The organism is Acidovorax sp. 1608163, from assembly GCF_003669015.1.
Classification (GTDB): Bacteria; Pseudomonadota; Gammaproteobacteria; order Burkholderiales; family Burkholderiaceae_C; genus Acidovorax.
Genome location: NZ_CP033069.1, coordinates 4,314,385 through 4,334,302 on the forward strand (window position 1 = coordinate 4,314,385; position 19,918 = coordinate 4,334,302).

Sequence of the window (19,918 nt, forward strand, 5' to 3'; positions counted from 1 at the left end):
GTGGACAATAGCGCCATGGCCCCCACATCCTCCGACTTCATCGCCCCCACCCGCCACACGACGGCCGCCTCGGCTCTGGCGCAGGTGCACCACATCTACAACCACCAGATCGACCTGCTGCGCGCCAGCATGCAGCGCTTTGTCGCGGGCGAGACCCTGCCCGGCCACGTGCGCGCCTGCTACCCCTATGTGCGCATCCAGACCGACACCGTCTCGCGCGCCAAGCCCAACCCTGACATCGCCCACCTGGCCTACGGCTTTGTGGCCGGCCCCGGCCGCTTTGAGACCACGCTGACCCGCCCCGACCTGTACCACGAGTACTACCTGGAGCAATTCCAGCTGCTGCTGCAAAACCATGGCGTGGAGTTGGAAGTGGGCACCAGCCACCAGCCCATCCCCGTGCACTTCTCGTTCAGCGAGCACGACCATGTCGAAGGCCAGATGAGCGCCGAGCGCCGCACCCTGATGCGCGACGTGTTCGACCTGCCCGACCTGGCCGCCATGGACGACGGTATTGCCAACGGCACCTGGGAGCCCAAGCCCGGCGAGGCGCAGCCCCTGTCGCTGTTCACCGCGCCGCGCGTGGACTACTCGCTGCACCGCCTGCGCCACTACACCGGCACCTCGCCGCGCGCCTTCCAGAACTTTGTGCTGTTCACCAACTACCAGTTCTACATCGACGAATTCGTGCGCCTGGGCCATGAAGAGATGGCCAAGCCCGATAGCGAATACATCGCCTTCATCGAGCCCGGCAACGTGGTTACCCGCCGCACCGGCCTGGCCGCCGAGCCCGGTGACGAGCTGGGCGCCCCGCCCCCACGCCTGCCGCAAATGCCCGCCTACCACCTGGTGCGCGCCGACCACAGCGGCATCACCATGGTCAACATCGGCGTGGGCCCGGCCAACGCCAAGAACATCACCGACCACATCGCCGTGCTGCGCCCGCACGCCTGGATCATGCTGGGCCACTGCGCAGGCCTGCGCAACAGCCAGCAGCTGGGCGACTACGTGCTGGCCCACGGCTATGTGCGCGAAGACCACGTGCTGGACGAAGAACTGCCGCTGTGGGTGCCCATCCCCGCCCTGGCCGAGATCCAGCTCGCCCTTGAATCCGCGGTGGAAGACGTGACCGGTGTGACCGGCGCCGACCTCAAGCGCATCATGCGCACCGGCACCGTCGCCAGCACCGACAACCGCAACTGGGAGCTGCTGCCCGACAACCAGCCCCAACGCCGCTTCAGCCAAAGCCGCGCCGTGGCGCTGGACATGGAAAGCGCCACCATCGCCGCCAACGGCTTCCGTTTTCGCGTGCCCTACGGCACCCTGCTGTGCGTGAGCGACAAGCCCCTGCACGGCGAAATCAAGCTGCCCGGCATGGCCAACCACTTCTACCGTGAGCGCGTAGACCAGCACCTGCGCATCGGCATCCGCGCACTGGAGACACTGCGCGCCGAAGGCATGGCCCGCCTGCACAGCCGCAAGCTGCGCAGCTTTGCGGAAGTGGCTTTCCAGTAAGCTCTGCCCCGTTTCAAAAAGCCGCACGCGCCACTCCGCGCTGGCGGTTTTGACCACTGCCCACGGGCCCACAACGCCTAGGAGCCTGTTGGACTTGGAGCGTCGATAGCGAAAACCGTGGGTTTCATCAAAATCGGCCCCAGCGAGGACAGTTTTTGCCGAATTTGCAGTCCCATAGCCGAGCTATGGGGCAAAAAGACGGTGAAAAATGGACCGCTGCGGTCGATTTGCAGCCGACGATTTCCAAGTCCAACAGGCTCCTAGGTGGCGGGCCTGCTGACTTTTCAATGACCCTGGACTTTCTCACGCTGATGGCCGTGATGGCGGCCAACCTGTTCGCCATCTCGGCGGCGCTGCCGCTCGTCATGGGCCGCGACGTGAGCCAGGCTGCGCGCAACGTGCAGGCCAGCATGCTGCTGCAGGCCCTGGCGTGGGCCGCCATCATTGCCTCGTCCACCCTGTGGGACCAAGCCCTGTCCACCCTGTCGATGGCCTGCAACGCCTGGGCACAGTGGCTGCTGTACCGGGCGCTGCGCGAATGGCTGGGCGCGCGCCCCTTCAAGCGCACGCTGCTGGCGCTGGTGTGCCTGATGCCGCTGGGCTATGCCCTCGGCTTTGGGCACTACGCCTTTCGCGTGGGCTGGGCCAACTTTTTGATGGCTGCAATTTTGCTCATCGTGGCCCGTGCCACGCTCTACCCGGCAGCACCCACCACGCCGGCCGATGCGCGCTGGCGCCGCCTGCTCATGCTGTGCCTGCTCACTTCGGCGGGCTTCACGCTGGCGCGAGGCGTGCTGGGCGCGTTCACCGACCAGTACCCCAGCTTTCGCACGCCCCACCCCGTCAACCTGGGGGCCGCCGTGGCCACCAACATCAGCCTGGTGCTGGGCACCGTCGCCATCCTGGTGGCCTGGCATGCCGAGGCCGAGCGCAAGCTGCGCGACCTGGCCATGACCGACGGGCTGACCGGGCTGGCCAACCGCCGCTCGTTTGCCGCGCAAGGGGCCGCCATGATCTCGCACGCACAGCGCCACCGCCTGCCCCTGACGGCGCTGATGCTGGACATCGACCACTTCAAGCAAATCAACGACACCCTGGGCCACGAAACCGGTGACCGCGCCCTGCAACTGTTTGGTCGCCTGCTTCAAGAGTGCCACCGCAGCGGCGACATGGTGGGCCGCCTGGGCGGTGAAGAGTTTGGCGTGCTGCTGCTGCACAACAGCGCCCCGGCAGGCACCTCGTTTGACCGGCGCCTGCGCAAGCGGCTGGCCGAGTGCAGCGTGCCGGAGCTGGGCTTTGCGCTCAACTACAGCGCTGGCATGGCCGTGCTGACGCCCCAGGACGACGCACTGACCCCGCTCATGGCCCGGGCCGATACCGCTCTGTATGCCGCCAAAGCCGCAGGCCGGGGGCAGCTGCTGGCGGCCCGCTGAGCAGTCGCGCTATCCAAAACGCTATATTTTCGATAGCTTCCAGCGCTTATCAAATAAGTGCTAGAGGCCAATTTCGCTTCAAGCTCTGAGCCCCCGCTGCCCCAATGCCGCCACAATGGCGGCATGAGCGAACTCTTTGCCGTCCAGAACCTGTACAAGCACTATGGCGATGCCACGGTGGTGAACGATGTGTCTTTTGCCATCGCACCCGGCGAATGCCTTGGCGTCATCGGCCCCAACGGGGCGGGCAAGACCACCACCATCCGCATGTGCCTGGGCCTCACGGCGCCCGACAGTGGCGACGTGCTGTTCTACCCCGAGGGCGCGACCGAGCCGCTGTACATGCCGCGCGACGCACTCGCCATCAAGGCGCAGCTCGGCGTGGTCACGCAGTTCGACACGCTGGACCCGGATTTCACCTGCGCCGAAAACCTGCGCGTGTTTGGCCGCTACTTTGGCATCCAGGGCCACACCATGGACGAGCGCGTGCCGCAACTGCTGGAGTTTGCCGCGCTCACGCACAAAGCAGACGCCAAGCCGGGTGAACTCTCGGGCGGGATGAAGCGGCGCCTGTCGCTGGCCCGTGCCCTCGTCAACCGCCCGCGCCTGCTGCTGCTGGACGAGCCCACCACAGGCCTCGACCCGCAGGCCCGTCACCTGATGTGGGAGCGCCTGCAACTGCTGCTGCAGCAAGGCACCTCCATCTTGCTGACCACCCACTTCATGGACGAGGCCGAGCGCCTGTGCTCGCGTCTGCTGGTGCTGGACCATGGCAAGAAAATCGCCGAAGGCAAGCCGCGCGAGCTGATCGCCCAGCACCTGGAAAGCGATGTGGTGGAAGTCTTTGGTGTGGGCGCCGTGGCGCTGGCCGAGGATGCGAACCTGCGTGCCCTGGCTGCCCGCGTGGAGATCAGCGGCGAGACGGTGTTCTTCTACACGCAGAACGCACAGCCGCTGTTGCAAGCGCTGGGGCAGCACGGGCACCTGCGCACGCTGCACCGGCCCGCCAACCTGGAGGACTTGTTCCTGAAGCTGACGGGGCGGCAGATTCGGGAGTAGGGCTGAAGCGTGGCGTCGGGTGACGCTGCGCCCACCCGTCATACCCAAAATGATAGCTGCCAGCGCTTTCTGAATAAGCGCTAGCGGCCAATTTCACTTAAAACGCAGCATCAAGCCTTGCGTGGCTTGACCTTGCTGGCCGCCAGCTTGGCGTTGGTGCGGGCCGCATCCACGTCGGCCGCACGCGCCAGGGCCACGCCCATGCGGCGCTTGGCAAAGCTCTCGGGCTTGCCGAACAGGCGCAGGTCGGTGCCGGGCACGCGCAGGGCTTCATCCACGCCGTCAAACACAATGCCTTGGGCTTCCATGCCGCCATAGATCACGGCACTGGCGCCGGGGTTGCGCAGGCTGGTGTCCACGGGCAGGCCCAGGATGGCGCGGGCGTGCAGTTCGAACTCGCTCTGGTGCTGGGTGCACAGCGTGACCAGGCCCGTGTCGTGCGGGCGGGGGCTGACTTCGCTGAACCAGACGTCCTGGCCCTTCACGAACAGCTCCACACCGAACAATCCCTGGCCGCCCAGGTTGTCGGTGACGGCCTTGGCAATCTGACGCGATTTTTCCAGCGCTGCGGGGTGCATGGGGTGCGGCTGCCAGCTTTCCACATAGTCGCCGCTGACCTGCACGTGACCGATGGGGTCGCAAAAGCTGGTGGCGATCTGGCCGTCGGCACCGACCGAGCGCACCGTGAGCTGGGTGATTTCGTAGTCAAAGTCAATGAAGCCTTCGACGATGACGCGGCCGTGGCTCACGCGGCCACCGGCCATGGCGTAGTCCCAGGCTTTTGGTACATCGGCCGGGCCGTCGATCTTGCTTTGGCCCTTGCCGGAGCTGCTCATCACGGGCTTGACGATGCAGGGGTAGCCGATGCCTGCATCAATCGCTGCCTGCAGTTCTTCGAGCGAGTTGCAGAACTTGTAAGGACTGGTGGGCAGGCCCAGCGTTTCGGCGGCCAGCACGCGGATGCCTTCACGGTCCATGGTCAGGCGCGCGGCGCGAGCGGTGGGGATGACGCGCACCACACCGGCGGCTTCCAGCTCTTCGAGCATGGGGGTGGCGATGGCTTCGATCTCGGGCACGACCAGGTGCGGGCGCTCAGCCTCGATCAGGGCCTTGAGCTGGGCCGGGTCGCTCATGGTAATGGTGCGTGCGTGGTGGGCCACCTGCTGGCCGGGGGCGTTCTCGTAGCGGTCGACCGCAATGGTCTCCACGCCCAGGCGCTGCAGCGCGATCAGCACTTCCTTGCCCAGCTCTCCCGAGCCCAAGAGCATGACTTTGGTGGCGTGGGGGGATAAAGGGGTTCCGAGGGTGGTCATGGCAAGGGCCTTCAAACGGTGATTGGGGGGAAAGAGGATAGAAGAGGGTCGGCCAGGATTTTGCCTGCTGCGCAAAGCCTGGGAACCCTCTGCGCGAATCACCGCGCCGGGGATTCCTGGAGCCCCGCACAATAGCCCCCATGAGTACCACGCCCAGCTTGCAGCCCCAGGCCACCGACGCAGCCCCACCCAGCACCTTGCGGCCCCGCCCGCCCGCGCCAGTTTCGGTCTGGCGCCCGCCTGCGCTGTCGGCCCGCTGGTGGCCTGTGTTTTTGCGCAACCTGCTGGTGTGGCGCAAGCTGGCCATCCCCAGCCTGGTGGGCAACATTGCCGAGCCGCTGATGTGGCTGGTGGCCTTTGGCTACGGCATGGGTGCCCTGGTGGGGCAGGTGAGCGTGGGCGCCGCAGGCGGGGATGCCAAGGTGCCCTACATCCTGTTCCTGGCCAGCGGCTCGATCTGCATGAGCGCCATGAACGCGGCCAGCTTTGAGGCGCTCTACTCGGCCTTCTCGCGCATGCATGTGCAAAAGACGTGGGACGGCATCATGAATGCGCCCGTCATGCTCGACGATGTGGTGCTGGCCGAGATGCTGTGGGCGGCGTTCAAGGCGCTGTTCACCGTCACGGCCATCCTGGGGGTGATGCTGGCCCTGGGCATCAGCCACAGCCCCAAGTTGCTGGTGGCGTGGCCGGTGCTGCTGGGGGTGGGCATCATGTTCTCCAGCATTGCGCTCATCTTCAATGCACTGGCCAAGGGGTATGACTTTTTCACGTACTACTTCACGCTGGTGCTCACGCCCATGATGTTCTTGTCGGGGGTATTCTTCCCGCGCGAGCAGCTACCGCCGCTGGTGCGTGCGATATCGGACTGGCTGCCGCTGACGAATGCGGTGGAGCTGGTGCGCCCGCTGTTCATGGACCAGTGGCCACTGCAGCCTTTGCGCCACGGCCTGGTGCTGGTGGCCACCACCGTGGTGGCCTTCTGGCTGGCGCTGGCGCTGACGCGGCGGCGCTTTCGCGGCTGAAGGGCACGCCGCTGCAGCGGCTCAGTGGGCCCCATTCAGGTGCTTGAGGGCCTGCACATCCAGCCCGTCCGCCCCGGGTGCCCAGCCCTTGGCTTGCAGGCGCTCTTCGGCGTAGCACACCAGCTGCAAAGCCAGCGGGGCGCCCAGTTCATTGCAATAGCGGGTGATGACCTGGTAGCGCAGTACCAGCAGGCCCCGCAGCTCGCTGCGCAGGCGGCTTTCGCGGGTGCTTTGGTGGGGGCCGCTTTGGGGAGTGGCGGGCTGCTGGTGGAGCCACTGCTGCAATTGCCCATGCTGCTCCAATCGGGCGTCCAGCAAGTGGGACAGGGCGGCGATGCGTTCGTCCAGTTTTTCCAGCCTGCCTTCCAGGCGCAGGGCGTATTGGGTCAGGGCCTGTTGTGCGGCTTCGGTCTGCATGGTGCTCCAGGGCCGGCGGTGCGGCGGCGTCTCTTGCCAGCGGCAAGAACCAAGGGTAAACCCTAGACTCCATTCTGAGGGACGCCGCCCAGCACCCTCCCCATTCCAGGCCCACCACGGACCTGACACCTGATGCAGATCAAGAAACTCAGGCAGCGCTGGCCCGCAGCAGGTCCACCGCCTTCTCGGCAATCATCACCGTGGGGGCGTTGGTGTTGCCACTGACGATGCGTGGCATGACCGAGGCATCCACCACCCGCAAGCCCTGCACACCGTGCACACGCAGCTGCGCGTCCACCACATCCATGGGCCCGGGCCCCATGCGGCACGAGCCCACCGGGTGGTAGATGGTGTCGGCATGGTTTCGGATGAAGGCGGCAATGTCGGCATCGGTGTGCGCGGCGGCCGATGCAGGCAGCTCGCGTGCGCCCAGGTCGGCCAGCGCGGGCTGCGACAGGATGGAGCGCATGCGGCGCACGCCCAGCACCATGCGCCGCAGGTCGTCCGCATCGGCCAGAAAGTTCGGGTCCACCAGCGGCAGCGCCATGGCATCGGCGCTGGCCAGGCGCACACGCCCCCGGCTGCGCGGCTGCAGCAGGCACACATGCGACGAGTAGCCGTGGCCCAGCGCGGTCTGGCGCCCATGGTCCACCAGCTTGCCAATCACAAAGTGCAGTTGCAGATCGGGCGCGGGCTCGGCCGCGCTGCTGCAGATAAAGCCCCCGGCCTCGGCAAAGTTGGTGGTGAGCATGCCCCGGCGCTCCTTGCGCCACTGGGCCATGCCCTGCACCACCCGCAGCAGCCCCGCTGCCGACACGCCAAACAGGTCCTTGAGGTGCGGCGCGTCGTACAGCAGCACCACATCGGGGTGGTCGTGCAGGTGCTCTCCCACGCCGGGCAGCGCATGCACTACGGCAATGCCGTGCTGCTGCAGTTGCGCGGCCGGGCCAATGCCCGAGAGCATCAACAGCTGCGGCGACAGCAAAGCCCCGGCGCTCAGCAGCACTTCGCGCGCCGCGCGCACCTGCTTGAGTTGCCCGCCCTGGCGGTACTCCACGCCCACGGCGCGCCGCCCGTCCATGAGGATGCGCGTGGCATGCACCTCGGTGATGACCTGCAGGTTGGCGCGCCCCAGGTGCGGGGTCAGGTAGGCCTTGGCGGCGCTGTGGCGCTCGCCGTTTTTGTGGGTGACCTGGTACAGGCCCACCCCCTCTTGCGTGGGGCCGTTGAAATCGGTGTTGTGGGGGTAGCCCGCCTCCTCGCCCGCCTGCACAAAGCGCTGGCTCACGCGGTGGGGCGAGCGCAGGTCGGCCACGTTGAAGGGGCCACCTTGGCCATGCAGTGCATCGGTGATGCGCTCGTTGTGCTCGGCACGCACAAAGTAGGGCAGCACATCGGCCCAGGCCCACCCTGGGTTGCCTTGCGCGGCCCAGTGGTCGTAGTCGGCAGCCTGCCCACGCACGTAGACCATGGCGTTGACCGAACTGGAGCCCCCCAGCACTTTGCCGCGCGGCTGGTAGCCCCTGCGCCCGTTCAGCCCAGGCTGCGGCACGGTGCTCTGGTGCCAGCTGTGCGACTGCAGCCGCGCCATGGCCGCCAGGCCCGCAGGGCAGTGGATGAACACGCTGGTATCGGCCGCACCAGCCTCCAGCAGGCACACGCGCACAGCCGGGTCCTCTGACAAGCGACCCGCCAGCACAGACCCCGCCGAGCCCCCTCCCACCACGATGTAATCGAACATGGCCGCCTCCTCCCGGGCTGTGCACAGCAGCCCCGCGAGCACCTTAACCGAACGCCCGTGCTTTTTACTCAGGAACTTACCCGGGGGCGACAGGGCCAAGTAACTCTTGTCACGTACCATGCGGGCGTCTGTTTCACTTGGAAGAAGGCTCTTTTTTATGACGATTCAAACCGTTGGCATCATCGGCGCGGGCACCATGGGCAACGGCATTGCGCAGGCTTGCGCGGTGTCGGGCATCAACGTGGTGATGGTGGATATTTCTGACGCGGCCGTGCAAAAAGGCCTGGCCTCCGTGGCCGGCAGCCTGGACCGCCTGATCAAGAAAGAGAAGATCACCGAGGCCGACAAGGCGGCTGCCCTGGCGCGCATCCAGACCTCCACCAGTTACGACGCGCTGAAAGCCGCGCAGCTGGTGATCGAGGCCGCCACCGAGAATTACGAGCTCAAGCTCAAGATCTTGAAGCAAGTCGACGCCTTGGTCGCCCCCGAGGTGATCGTGGCCTCCAACACCTCCTCCATCTCCATCACCAAGCTGGCCGCCGCCACCGGCCGTGCCGACCGCTTTATCGGCATGCACTTCTTCAACCCCGTGCCCATGATGGCACTGGTGGAGATCATCCGCGGCCTGCAGACCAGCGATGCCACGCACGACGCCGTCAAGGCACTGGCCGAGGCGCTGGGCAAGAGCCCCATCACCGTGAAGAATGCGCCAGGCTTTGTGGTCAACCGCATCCTGGTGCCCATGATCAACGAAGCCTTCTTTGTGCTGGCTGAGGGTCTGGCCACGCCCGAAGACATCGACGCGGGCATGAAGCTGGGCTGCAACCAGCCCATTGGCCCGCTGGCACTGGCTGACATGATTGGCCTGGACGTGTGCCTGGCGGTGATGGACGTGTACCTCACCGAGTTTGGCGACAGCAAGTACCGCCCCTGCCCGCTGCTCAAGGAAATGGTGGCCGCTGGCCGCCTGGGTCGCAAGACGGGTCAGGGCGTTTACACCTACTGAAGCGACGGGGGTGCGGCAGCCCCCGCGTCAAGGGGCGGCGGGGTCCGCCAGCGGCAGCCACACACTGGCCACCAGCCCCGGCCCTTGGGCTGCGCCCTCCAGGGCCAAGCGACCGCCCATCAACTGGGCATAACGCGCGACGATGGAGAGCCCCAGGCCCGCCCCCTGCCCCAGCGCCAACCCCGGCGCGCCTTGCGACCAGCGCTGCTGGACATGGCGGGCCAGCTCGGCGTCCACGCCGGGGCCGTTGTCCAGCACTTGTAGCACGGCATAGGGCGGCTCGCAATGCAAGGCCACAGTGATTTGGGGCGGATGGCCCCGGCCGTAACGCAGGGCGTTGTCCAGCAGGTTGTGCAAGATGCCTTCGATCAAACCTGTGTTCCCCCGCACCTGGGTGCCAGGCTCCAGGCCCTGCGCGCCCAGGTCGACCCCCAAAGCATCGGCACGGGGCAGGCACCGCAACACCACATCGCGCACCACGGCGTCCAGCGCCACGGTCTGCACCGACAGCGCAATGCCGCCCTCGGCCGCCCGCGCCAGGGCCAGCAACTGGTCTACCGTGCGGCTGGCGCGCTGCTCTGCCTGGGCAATGCCCTCCAGCTCGCTGCGCCAGACGGCTGGATCATCCTGCGCCAGCGCATGCGCGGCCTGGGCGCGGATGCCTGCCAGCGGCGTGCGCAGCTCATGTGCCACATTGCCAGCAAACTCGCGCTGGGCATGCAGGCCCTCGCGCACACGGGCCAGCAGCCCGTCCAGCGCCTCGCCCAGGCGCTGCACATCCAGGGTGGTGGCCTGCTCGGTGAGCGCTGGGGGCAGCGGTTGCAGGTCGGCCGCATCTCGCTGCTGCACGGCATCTTGCAAAGCAGCCAAGGGGCGCAAGTGCTTTTCGATACCGCCCAACAGGCGCGATCCCAGCACCACCAGCAGCCACAGCTGGGCCAGGCCCGAGTAGATGAGCAAGCGGTGCAGCAGCTGGGTGCGGCTCTCGGTGGCCTCGGCCATGACCACGGTGAAAGACGGCGGGCCAGCCACGTGCAAGCTCACACGGCGCCACTCGCGTCCCTCGCGCTCCATCGTTGAGAAGGCCTGCATTCGGCCCCGGGGCATGGCATCGGCGGCCAGTTCAGGGTCACCCGCCACCAGCGCTCCATCGGGTCCATACACCGCAAAAGGGGCTGCGGCACTTTGGTCGAGCAACAAGATGCCCACCTCCCGCTGCGTGAGGCCCAACTCCAGCGGCACGCCGCCCACACCACCTCGCACATGGGCTGCCAGTCCGTGCGCATCGTCCAGCAGAGCCCGGTCAAAGGCCTCGGCCACAAAGTGGTTGCCCACCGCCAAAATGACGGCGCTGCCCAGCCCCCAGACCAACACCAGCGACACCAGCACATGGCGCCCGATGCGTTGGCGCAGTGCAGGCAACGGCAGGCGTTGCGCCCACCCGCCAGGGCTACGAGGGACTGGCATCTTCCTCCAGCACATAGCCCAGCCCGCGCAGCGTGCGAATGGCCGCGCCGCTGCCCTGCAGCTTGCGCCGCAGGCGTGAGACGAAGGACTCCAGCGCGTTGTCACCCAGGGCTTCGCTGGTGTCGGACAACCGCTGCGACAACTCGCTCTTGCTCAGCACCCTACCAGGTGGTGTCATCAGCTCCCACAGCAGTTCAAACTCCCGGGCGGGCAGTTCCAGCGGCTGGCCGCCCAGGCTGCAACGGCGTGCCAGCCGGTCCAGCAGCAGCTGGCCCACGGTGACCATATCGGCAGTGCCGCTGGCGCGGCGCACCAGCGCTCGCAAGCGCGCCTCCACCTCTTTGAGCTCGTAAGGTTTGCCCAGGTAGTCATCAGCCCCGGCATCCAGGCCGGCAATGCGCTCTTCGGTGCTGTCGCGGGCGCTGAGGATCAGCACGGGGGTGCGATCACCCCGGGCCCGGGCACCCCGCAGCGCGGTCAGTCCACTGCCCAGGCCGCTGCGGGTGCTGGCAGCGTGGGGCAGGTTCAAGTCCAGCAGCACGGCATCAAAGCCCTGCACGGCCCACCAGTGCTGGGCCTCTTCCACCGTGCGGGCCAGCTCCACCCGGTGGCCCGCTTTTTCCAGCCCCTGGGCCATGGTGCGGCCGAGCACGGGGTCGTCTTCTACCAAGAGGATGCGCATCGGTTTACGTGGAATTACGCATGGGCCAGGTCAGCCCGCGATCAGGTTCGATGGGAATAGTGCAACGGCCAGCATACCCCAGCCATCGGCGCGATTTTGGCAGGCCAGAGGCCCTTCGCCGAACACTACAGGAGACATATTTTGACAATGGATCGCAACCTCATACGGGGCTTTGTCCTCATGGCATTGGCGGTGGGCTTTGGCCTGCCGTCAGTGAACTACTCACTGGGCTCCCTGGGCAGGGCGGGGCCGGGGATGTTTCCCTTCATCGTGAGCTGCATGCTGTTTGTGATCGGCGTGATCACCGTGGTGCGTGCGCGCCTGGTCAAGCCGGTGCCACTGAATTTCCAGGTGCGCAACATCAGCATCATCCTGGGCAGCCTGTGCGGCTTTGCCTTGCTGTCGCACTACCTCAACATGATCGTTGGCATCGTGTTCATGGTGTTCTGCTCCGGGTTTGCCAGCACCACCTATTCGGTCGCGCGCAACCTGAAGATCGCCGCCGTGCTGGTGCTCATTGCACTGGCCTTCCAGAAACTTCTTGGCGTGAACCTGCCGCTGTACTGACATGGAAGTCCTCAACAACCTGGCGTTCGGCTTCAGCCACGCACTCACGCTGCACAACCTGATGTACTGTGCCATCGGCTGCACAGTAGGCACCTTGGTGGGCTTGTTGCCCGGCCTGGGCCCCCTGGCCACCATCAGCCTGCTGCTGCCGCTGACCTACTCAATCGACACCACGGGCGCGCTGATCATGCTCGCCGGCATTTACTACGGCGCGCAATACGGAGATAGCGTGAGCGCCATCACCATGAAAATTCCGCACGCAAGCAGCATCGTGGCCTGTATTGACGGGTATGCGATGACGCTCAAGGGGCAGACCGGGCTGGCGCTGTTCACTGCGGGGTTTTCCAGCTTCATCGGTGGCACGGTGGCCATCGTGGTGCTGACCTTCCTGGCCCCCAGCCTGGGCGAGGTGGCCTTCCTGTTTGGCCCGGCGGACTACTGCGCACTCATGTTGGTGGGCTTTGTGTGCGTGAGCTTTGTGACCACCGGCAGCCTCATCAATGGCCTGGCCATGTGCCTGGTGGGCGTGTTGCTGGGCTCGGTAGGCACCGACGTGAACAGCGGCACCGCGCGCTTCACCTTCGACCTGCCCTTCCTGGCCGACGGCGTGGGCATTGTCAGCATTGCGCTGGGCTGCTTCGGCATTGCCGAGATCACCAAGAACCTAGACTCGCGCGAGGAGCGCTCGCCCTTCAACGGCAAGATCAAGCTCATCCCGACCTGGCCTGAGTTCAAGCGCATCATCCCCAGCGCATTGCGCGGCAGCGTGGTCGGCTCCCTCCTGGGCATCCTGCCAGGCGGCGGCCCGGTGATTGCGCAGTTTGCGGCTTACGCCCTGGACAAGAAGGTCAGCAAATACCGCCATGAGATCGGCTCTGGCTGCATCGAAGGCGTGGCCGGCCAAGCCGCCGCCGACGAAGCCGCTGCGCGCACCAGCTTCATCCCGCTCATGAGCATTGGCATCCCTGAGAACGCCGTCATGGCGCTGATGATGGCGGCCTTCATCATCAAGGGCATCCAGCCCGGCCCCAACATGATTGCCGGGCACCCCGAGCTGTTCTGGGGACTGGTCGCCAGCATGTGGATTGGCAACTGCTTCTTGCTGACACTGAACGTGCCCCTGGTGCGCTACTGGCTGTCGGTCTTCAAGGTGCCCTACAACGTGCTGTTCCCGGCCATCCTGTTCTTCTGCTGCATTGGCACCTACAGCATCAACAACAACCTCGACGATGTGTTCATCACCGTGGTGTTCGGCCTGCTGGGCTACCTGTTCATGCGGCTGGAGATGGACCCCTCGCCGCTGATGCTGGGCTTCATCCTTGGCCCCATGCTGGAAGAAAACTTCCGCCGCAGCATGCTGCTCAGCCGGGGCAGCTTTGAGGTGTTCGTGAACCGCCCCATCAGTGGCACCTTGCTCGGACTGATTGCAGTGTTTGTGTTGTGGCAGATGGTGAGCTTCTTCCGCCAAAGGGGCAAAACCCCGGCGTTAGCGGATGCGGCGCATGCCGACCACCAAGCCGTGGCGCCTGGCACCCCGGCAGTCCCGCAGCACGGCGCCTGAGGGTTCAGAGCCCTGTTGACGACCCTGCAGAGCGTCGCCAACAGACTCCCAAGCCAGTTCAAAACCTGTGACCGCACCGGGTCCGCGCGCCCCCGGTGCTTGAACCGGTGCCTGAAGCCACCCGCACGGAGGACTCCGTGCGGGTGGCTTCGTTTTTGGGCACCACAGCACAGCCCCCGCCCGATGGCCTTGGCTTATTAACCACGTCACCGGCACTGATATTTACCCAATTGCATTGTGCGCAATTTAATTGCCAGCAACAATTCAACCCATGCCCACCCGCCCAAGCACTCCCACCACACCCACGCCGCCGTCGTTGCGGCTGGACAACCAGGTCTGCTTCGCGCTCTACTCCGCATCGCTGGCCATGACCAAGCTGTACAAGCCGCTGCTGGAAGCCATTGAACTGACGTACCCGCAGTACCTGGTGATGTTGGTGCTGTGGGAGCAAGATGGGCTCACCGTGTCTGAACTGGGCGAGCGCCTGTACCTGGATTCGGGCACGCTGACGCCGCTGCTCAAGCGGCTGGAGTCGGGTGGCAACATCCGCCGCCTGCGCGATGCCGAGGATGAGCGACGCGTGCGCATCAGCCTCACGGACCAAGGGCTTGCACTGCGGGACAAGGCCGAAGCCATTCCGCCCTGCGTGCTGGAAAGCAGCCAGTGCACCCTGCCAGAACTGGTGGCCCTGACCACCGAACTCAAACAACTGCGTGACCGATTGGGTCAGCGCTGAACGATTCCCTCCACCGCCCGCCTTTGGGCAAACACTGCAAGGAAGACACCATGACGACACTCGAAAAAGTCCTGTACACAGCCAAGTCCCACGTGACCGGCGGCCGTGATGGCGCAGCCAAGACCGACGACGGCCGCCTGGACGTCAAGCTCTCCTCACCCGGCACCTCCGGCACCGGCACCAACCCAGAGCAGCTGTTTGCCTCCGGCTACGCCGCCTGCTTCATCGGCGCCATGAAGGCCGTGGGCGGCAAGATCGGCATCCCCGTGCCGCAGGACGTTTCCATCGACGCCGAAGTGGACCTGGGCCCCATCCCTAACGCCTACGGCATCGCCGCCCGCCTGGCCATCAGCCTGCCCGGCCTGGACAAAGCCACGGCCCAGAAGCTGGTGGACGCAGCCCACCAGGTGTGCCCCTACTCCAACGCCACACGCGGCAACATCGACGTGACCATCACGCTGGTGTAAGGCCCGCGCGCACCAGTTGCGCCCAGCTTGCCCACAACCGCCGGTGCCCTCGTCAGAGCTCACCGGCGGTGTGCTTTGGGGCCGCACGTCCCCGGAGAAAACCGTAGGCCCGTGGCCTCCACCGTGGGGCATGATGCAGGCATGGGGAGATCACCATGAAACTGGCCCTCTTGTCAGACATCCATTCCAACCGCCAGGCACTGGACGCCTGCCTGCAGCACGCCCGTGACCAGGGGGCGGAGCACTTTGCCCTGCTGGGCGACCTGGTGGGCTACGGGGCCGACCCCGCCTATGTGGTGCTGCAGGCCATGGAACTGGCCGCAGCCGGGCACAGCGTGATCGGCGGCAACCACGACGCCTTTGCCGTGCACCCCCCGGTGGGGGCCGACAAAGGCGCCACCAGCATCGCCGCCCAGGGCGCGGTATGGACGCACGAGCAACTCACCCCGCAGCAGCGTGATTTTCTGGCCCAGTTGCCCCTGACCGCCGAGGTGGGCGGCGTGCTGCTGGTGCACGCCAGCGCCGATGCCCCCGAAAGCTGGCGCTATGTGGACAACGAAGTGGTGGCAGCCCAGTGCCTGGAGGCTGCGACCCAGCACCCCGGAGTGCAGCATGTGTTTTGCGGCCATGTGCACTTGCAGACCCTGTACTACCGGGGGGCCGGGCGAGGACTGATGCGCTTTACGCCCATGGCGGGGGTCGCGGTGCCCGTGCCACCGCACCGGCAATGGGTGGCCACAGTGGGCTCGGTCGGCCAGCCGCGTGATGGAGACCCGCGCGCCATGTACGCCCTGCTGGACACCGACCACTGGCAGCTCAGATTTGAGCGCGTGCCCTACGCAGTGAGCGAGGCTGCTGCCGCCATTTTGGCCACGCGGGGGGCCCTGCCCGCCACCTTTGCCCACCGGCTGGAGGCGGGACGATGAAACTGCTGGAGCCCGGCGCCGTGGTGGACGGCTTTGTGGTGCGCGAATGCATCCACGCAGGGGGCATGGCCCACATTTACCGGGTCGAATACGCCAGCGGCGCGCCAGACCCCGGCTTTCCCATGGCCATGAAGATCCCGCGCATGACGGTGGGTGATGGGGCGGAGAACATCGTGGGGTTTGAGGTAGAGCTGCAAATCCTGCCTGCTCTTACCGGCCCGCATGTGCCGCGCTTTGTGGCCGCTGGCGACTTGCACCGGCTGCCCTACATCACCATGGAATACCTGCAGGGCCACACCCTGCAGCACTGGCTGGACGCTGGCGAGCGCCCAGACGATGCACAGATCGCCCGCCTGGGTGCGGCCCTGGCCCACGCCGTGCACAGCCTGCACCAGCAAAACGCCTGCCACCTCGACCTCAAGCCCGGCAACGTGCTCTTCACGCACGAGGACCACGCCGTGCTGCTGGACTTTGGCCTGTCGTGCCACGCGCACTTCCCGGATCTGCTGGCCGAAGAGCAGCGCAAGGCTGTGGGCTCGCCCGCCTGGATGGCGCCCGAGCAAGTGGTGGGCGTGCGGGGTGACCCGCGCAGCGACCTCTTCGCCATTGGCGTGATGCTGTACGAACTGGCCACGGGCGAGCTGCCTTTTGGCGCCCCCACCACCGATGGCGGCCTGCGCCAGCGGCTGTGGATGGTGCCCGCACCGCCGCGCAAGCACCGCCCCGACCTGGCCCCCTGGCTGCAAGAAATCATCTTGCGCTGCCTGGAGCCCGAGGCCGCGCAGCGCTACCCCTCGGCCGCCCACCTGGCCCTGGACTTGGCCAACCCCACCCAGGTGCGCATTACCGAGCGGGGGCGGCGCACCCAGGGCACTCCGTTCCTCGCGCACCTCAAACGCTGGCTGCGGGCTGCGGGCATGCACTACCAGCCCAGCCCCTTGCCCTCGCAGCAGATCGAAGAAACCCCCATCGTGATGGTGGCCGTGCCGCACAGCGATGTGACGGACGCCACGCTGTACTCGCTGCGCGAAGCGGTGGCCCGCTCGCTGGGCATCCGGCCCGGGGCGCGGCTGGCGTGCGTCACGGTGCTGTCCCCGTCGGCAAGCAGCACCAGCGACAGCGCCCGCAGCGAAACCGCGCTGCACCGCCAGCACCACGCCCGCCTGCGCCAATGGGCCCAGCCGCTGGACCTGACCGAACACCCCGTGAGCTACCACGTGCTTGAATCCAGTGATGTGGCCCACGCCCTGGTGCGCTATGCCGAGGGCAACCACGTCAACATGATGATTCTGGGCGCGGCCACCCACGGGCTGCAAACCCAGCGCTTCATTGCCACCGTGCCGATGCGCGTGGCCCGCGACGCACCGTGCACCGTCATCCTGGTCAAGCAGGCCCTACCGTTTGCGCGCCTGGCCGGGACGGCTTAGCCAGCAAGTGATAGAGAACTGTCACCCACGCGGCCCTTGGCTATTGAGCCCACACGCCCTTTGCATTAGCGTAGCGGCATGAGCACCACCACCCTCCTCGTGCGCCAGAACCAACTGGCCGACACCGCTGTGCGCACCACGGCCGATTCAGCGCTGCAGGAGGGAGAGATCCGCGTCCAGGTGGACCGGTTTGCCCTCACCAGCAACAACATCACCTACGCGGCCATGGGCGACATGCTGCAGTACTGGCAGTTCTTCCCCTCGGGCGAGGCGGGCTGGGGGATCATTCCGGTGTGGGGGTTTGGCACGGTGCAGGCCTCGCGGCACCCCGACATTCCGGTGGGCGAGCACCTCTACGGCTACTGGCCCATGGCCACCCATGCGGTGCTGGCCCCGCACCGCGTGAGCAGCACGGGATTCAGCGACGGCGCTGCGCACCGCGCGGGGCTGCATGCGGTCTACAACCACTACCTGCGCACCAGCACCGACCCGTTCTACCAGCCCTTCAACGAAGACATCCAGGCCCTGCTGCGGCCGCTGTTTGTCACCTCGTGGCTCATCGACGACTTTCTGGCCGACCAGCAGTTCTTTGGCGCGGGCACCGTGTTGCTGTCCAGCGCGTCCAGCAAGACGGCCTACGGCACGGCGTTCGAGCTGGCCAAACGCCCAGGCATCCAGGTGGTGGGGCTGACCTCAGCCACCAACCGGGCGTTTTGCGAAAGCCTGGGCTGCTACCACCGGGTATTGGCTTATGAAGACCTGGAACAGCTGCCCGCCAAGCCTGCCAGCGTGTACGTGGACTTTGCGGGCAGCGTGGCGCTGCGCGGGCGCATCCACCGGCATTTGACAGGGCTGGCCTACAGCTGCGCCGTAGGGGCCAGCCATGTACAAGACCTGGGCGGCGCGGGCGACCTGCCCGGCCCCCGCCCCACCATGTTCTTCGCCCCGGCACAGGTCAAAAAGCGCAACGCAGACTGGGGAGCCCAGGGCCTGAACGAGCGCCTGGTCCAGGCATGGCAGCAGTTCAGCGCAGCGGTGCAGGCCCCGCCGCAGCCCTGGTTGGTGGTGCAGCACCACCAAGGCCGCGCCGCCACGCAGGCGGTGTATCTGCAGGTGCTGGGCGGCCAGGGCAGCCCGCGCCTGGGGCATATGGCGAGCCTGCTGGCGTAATCATCCGTCTGCCACCGCCCGCAGGTCACCGGTCGCACAACCCCCTTGCAAAGCATGCCAGCGACGACAATCGCTGCATGCACCCACACCATGACAACCCGCCGGACGCAGCCACCAGCGCCCAACACCCTTTTGCCACACTGACACCCGACGCCGTGCTGGATGCACTCGCCAGTGTGGGACTGTACGGCGACGGGCGGCTCATGGCGCTGTCGTCTTATGAAAACCGGGTGTACCAGGTGTCGCTGGAAGACGGCCAGCGCGTGGTGGCCAAGTTTTACCGCCCTGAGCGTTGGAGCCACGCGCAGATTCTGGAAGAACACGCCTTTGCCGCCGAGCTGACCGCCGCCGAGGTGCCCGCTGTGGGCCCGCTGGAATTGAACGGCACCACGCTGCACACCCATGGTGGTTTTGCGTTTTCGGTCAGCCCCTGGCGCGGAGGCCGGGGGCCAGAGCTGGACGACTTTGAGGTGCTGGAGTGGATTGGCCGGTTTCTTGCGCGCATCCACACCGTGGGAGCGGCGCAGCCCTTTGCGCACCGCCCGGCGCTCAACGTGCAGACCTTTGGCACCGAACCACGCGACTGGCTGCTGGCCCACGAGATCATCCCTCTGGACATGCAGTCGGCCTGGCAAGGCGCCTGCGAAAATGCTCTTAAATTGATAGCTAGCAGCGCTTTATCAATGGGCGATGGAGGCCAATTTGACTTAAACCAGGCACGCCAGATACGCCTGCACGGCGACTGCCACCCTGGCAACATCCTCTGGACGCCCACCGACCAGCCCAGCGGAGGGCCCCACTTTGTGGACCTGGACGACGCCCGCACCGGCCCCGCTGTGCAGGACCTGTGGATGCTGCTGTCGGGCGACCGCAGCCAGCGCACGCAGCAGCTCAGCGCCTTGTTGGAGGGCTACGAGCAATTTCGCAGCTTCGACCGCCGCGAGTTGGCGCTGATCGAGCCCCTGCGCACGCTGCGCCTCATCCACTACAGCGCCTGGCTGGCGCGGCGCTGGCAAGACCCGGTGTTCCCCGTCAACTTCCCATGGTTTGGCAGCAGCGACTACTGGCGCGGCCAGGTGGACATGCTGCACGAACAGATCGAAGCCATGGGCGAAGAGCCGCTGTACGCCTGACCGCCTAACGCAAGCTGCAAGCGGCACTTGCCCCACACGCAGGCCTGGAGCCATGCCATCCGCCTTCTGCGGCCATCTCCCATGGCATGGTGAAAATTCGCACAAATATCACTTGTGGCAAAAATGATTTCCAATTTCCCATAAAGTGTTTACAATGACACGCAAATGATACTTTGGTGGTTTCCGATGTGTTGGCCACACCGTCGCTCGCGGATTGCAAACGATTGTCAGCACAAGGACCGGGCTTCCGCTTCTAGGGCACCATCCCAAAGA

18 protein-coding genes are annotated in these 19,918 nt (G+C 66.1%); 13 read left to right on the forward strand and 5 right to left on the reverse strand.

What is annotated here, in order from left to right; all coding sequences use genetic code 11:
- The first annotated feature begins 15 nt into the window (after positions 1-15).
- From EAG14_RS19195 to EAG14_RS19205, 3 genes are all read left to right on the forward strand, one after another.
- Entirely contained in the window at positions 16-1,515 is a 1,500-nt protein-coding gene (locus EAG14_RS19195) for an AMP nucleosidase (RefSeq protein WP_099742916.1), read from the forward strand.
- 287 nt (positions 1,516-1,802) lie between these two features.
- Positions 1,803-2,948: a GGDEF domain-containing protein gene (locus EAG14_RS19200; RefSeq protein WP_121729829.1), complete on the forward strand. Its 1,146-nt coding sequence runs from the start codon at positions 1,803-1,805 to the stop codon at positions 2,946-2,948.
- Positions 2,949-3,071: 123 nt separating this feature from the next.
- Entirely contained in the window at positions 3,072-4,007 is a 936-nt protein-coding gene (locus EAG14_RS19205) for an ATP-binding cassette domain-containing protein (protein ID WP_121729830.1), read from the forward strand.
- 110 nt (positions 4,008-4,117) lie between these two features.
- Here the strand turns inward: EAG14_RS19205 and purT are convergent, their stop codons facing one another.
- On the reverse strand, positions 4,118-5,320 hold the full coding sequence (gene purT, locus EAG14_RS19210) for a formate-dependent phosphoribosylglycinamide formyltransferase (RefSeq protein WP_121730560.1): 1,203 nt from the start codon (positions 5,318-5,320) through the stop codon (positions 4,118-4,120).
- Between the two features lie 140 nt (positions 5,321-5,460).
- On the opposite strand from purT, the gene EAG14_RS19215 reads away from it, so the two are divergent.
- Entirely contained in the window at positions 5,461-6,345 is an 885-nt protein-coding gene (locus EAG14_RS19215; protein ID WP_240456848.1) for an ABC transporter permease, read from the forward strand.
- 21 nt (positions 6,346-6,366) lie between these two features.
- Here the strand turns inward: EAG14_RS19215 and EAG14_RS19220 are convergent, their stop codons facing one another.
- Both EAG14_RS19220 and EAG14_RS19225 read right to left on the reverse strand, forming a co-directional pair.
- Complete coding sequence (locus tag EAG14_RS19220) at positions 6,367-6,762, reverse strand: hypothetical protein (RefSeq protein ID WP_121729831.1); 396 nt, start codon at positions 6,760-6,762, stop codon at positions 6,367-6,369.
- 148 nt (positions 6,763-6,910) lie between these two features.
- Positions 6,911-8,503: a GMC family oxidoreductase gene (locus tag EAG14_RS19225; protein ID WP_121729832.1), complete on the reverse strand. Its 1,593-nt coding sequence runs from the start codon at positions 8,501-8,503 to the stop codon at positions 6,911-6,913.
- Between the two features lie 157 nt (positions 8,504-8,660).
- On the opposite strand from EAG14_RS19225, the gene EAG14_RS19230 reads away from it, so the two are divergent.
- On the forward strand, positions 8,661-9,509 hold the full coding sequence (locus EAG14_RS19230; RefSeq protein WP_121729833.1) for a 3-hydroxybutyryl-CoA dehydrogenase: 849 nt from the start codon (positions 8,661-8,663) through the stop codon (positions 9,507-9,509).
- A 27-nt stretch (positions 9,510-9,536) separates the two neighbouring features.
- On the opposite strand, the gene EAG14_RS19235 is transcribed toward EAG14_RS19230, so the two are convergent.
- Together EAG14_RS19235 and EAG14_RS19240 are read right to left on the reverse strand one after the other, a co-directional pair.
- Positions 9,537-10,976 (reverse strand): sensor histidine kinase, encoded by a 1,440-nt coding sequence (locus EAG14_RS19235; RefSeq protein WP_121729834.1) that lies wholly within the window; start codon positions 10,974-10,976, stop codon positions 9,537-9,539.
- Entirely contained in the window at positions 10,960-11,658 is a 699-nt protein-coding gene (locus EAG14_RS19240; protein ID WP_121729835.1) for a response regulator transcription factor, read from the reverse strand. Before EAG14_RS19240 ends, EAG14_RS19235 begins: the two co-directional genes overlap by 17 nt.
- A gap of 147 nt (positions 11,659-11,805) precedes the next feature.
- Between EAG14_RS19240 and EAG14_RS19245 the strand changes: the two genes are divergently transcribed.
- From EAG14_RS19245 to EAG14_RS19280, 8 genes are all read left to right on the forward strand, one after another.
- On the forward strand, positions 11,806-12,225 hold the full coding sequence (locus EAG14_RS19245; protein WP_233195135.1) for a tripartite tricarboxylate transporter TctB family protein: 420 nt from the start codon (positions 11,806-11,808) through the stop codon (positions 12,223-12,225).
- Position 12,226: 1 nt separating this feature from the next.
- Positions 12,227-13,786, forward strand: coding sequence for a tripartite tricarboxylate transporter permease (locus EAG14_RS19250; protein ID WP_233195133.1), 1,560 nt, complete (start codon positions 12,227-12,229; stop codon positions 13,784-13,786).
- Positions 13,787-14,057: 271 nt separating this feature from the next.
- The gene (locus tag EAG14_RS19255) at positions 14,058-14,522 is read left to right on the forward strand and encodes a MarR family winged helix-turn-helix transcriptional regulator (RefSeq protein ID WP_121729836.1); all 465 of its coding nucleotides are present in this window, start codon (positions 14,058-14,060) and stop codon (positions 14,520-14,522) included.
- Between the two features lie 50 nt (positions 14,523-14,572).
- Positions 14,573-14,989 carry an organic hydroperoxide resistance protein gene (locus EAG14_RS19260; RefSeq protein WP_099658980.1) on the forward strand — a complete coding sequence of 139 codons (417 nt, stop codon included), beginning with the start codon at positions 14,573-14,575 and terminating at the stop codon, positions 14,987-14,989.
- Between the two features lie 155 nt (positions 14,990-15,144).
- Positions 15,145-15,915, forward strand: a complete 771-nt coding sequence (locus EAG14_RS19265; RefSeq protein WP_121729837.1) for a metallophosphoesterase — start codon at positions 15,145-15,147, stop codon at positions 15,913-15,915.
- Complete coding sequence (locus tag EAG14_RS19270; RefSeq protein WP_121729838.1) at positions 15,912-17,342, forward strand: bifunctional serine/threonine-protein kinase/universal stress protein; 1,431 nt, start codon at positions 15,912-15,914, stop codon at positions 17,340-17,342. The genes EAG14_RS19265 and EAG14_RS19270 overlap by 4 nt, the downstream gene beginning before the upstream one ends.
- Before the next feature lie 78 nt (positions 17,343-17,420).
- Positions 17,421-18,512, forward strand: a complete 1,092-nt coding sequence (locus EAG14_RS19275) for a DUF2855 family protein (RefSeq protein ID WP_121729839.1) — start codon at positions 17,421-17,423, stop codon at positions 18,510-18,512.
- Positions 18,513-18,589: 77 nt separating this feature from the next.
- The gene (locus EAG14_RS19280; protein ID WP_121729840.1) at positions 18,590-19,645 is read left to right on the forward strand and encodes a serine/threonine protein kinase; all 1,056 of its coding nucleotides are present in this window, start codon (positions 18,590-18,592) and stop codon (positions 19,643-19,645) included.
- The last annotated feature ends 273 nt before the right edge of the window (positions 19,646-19,918 follow it).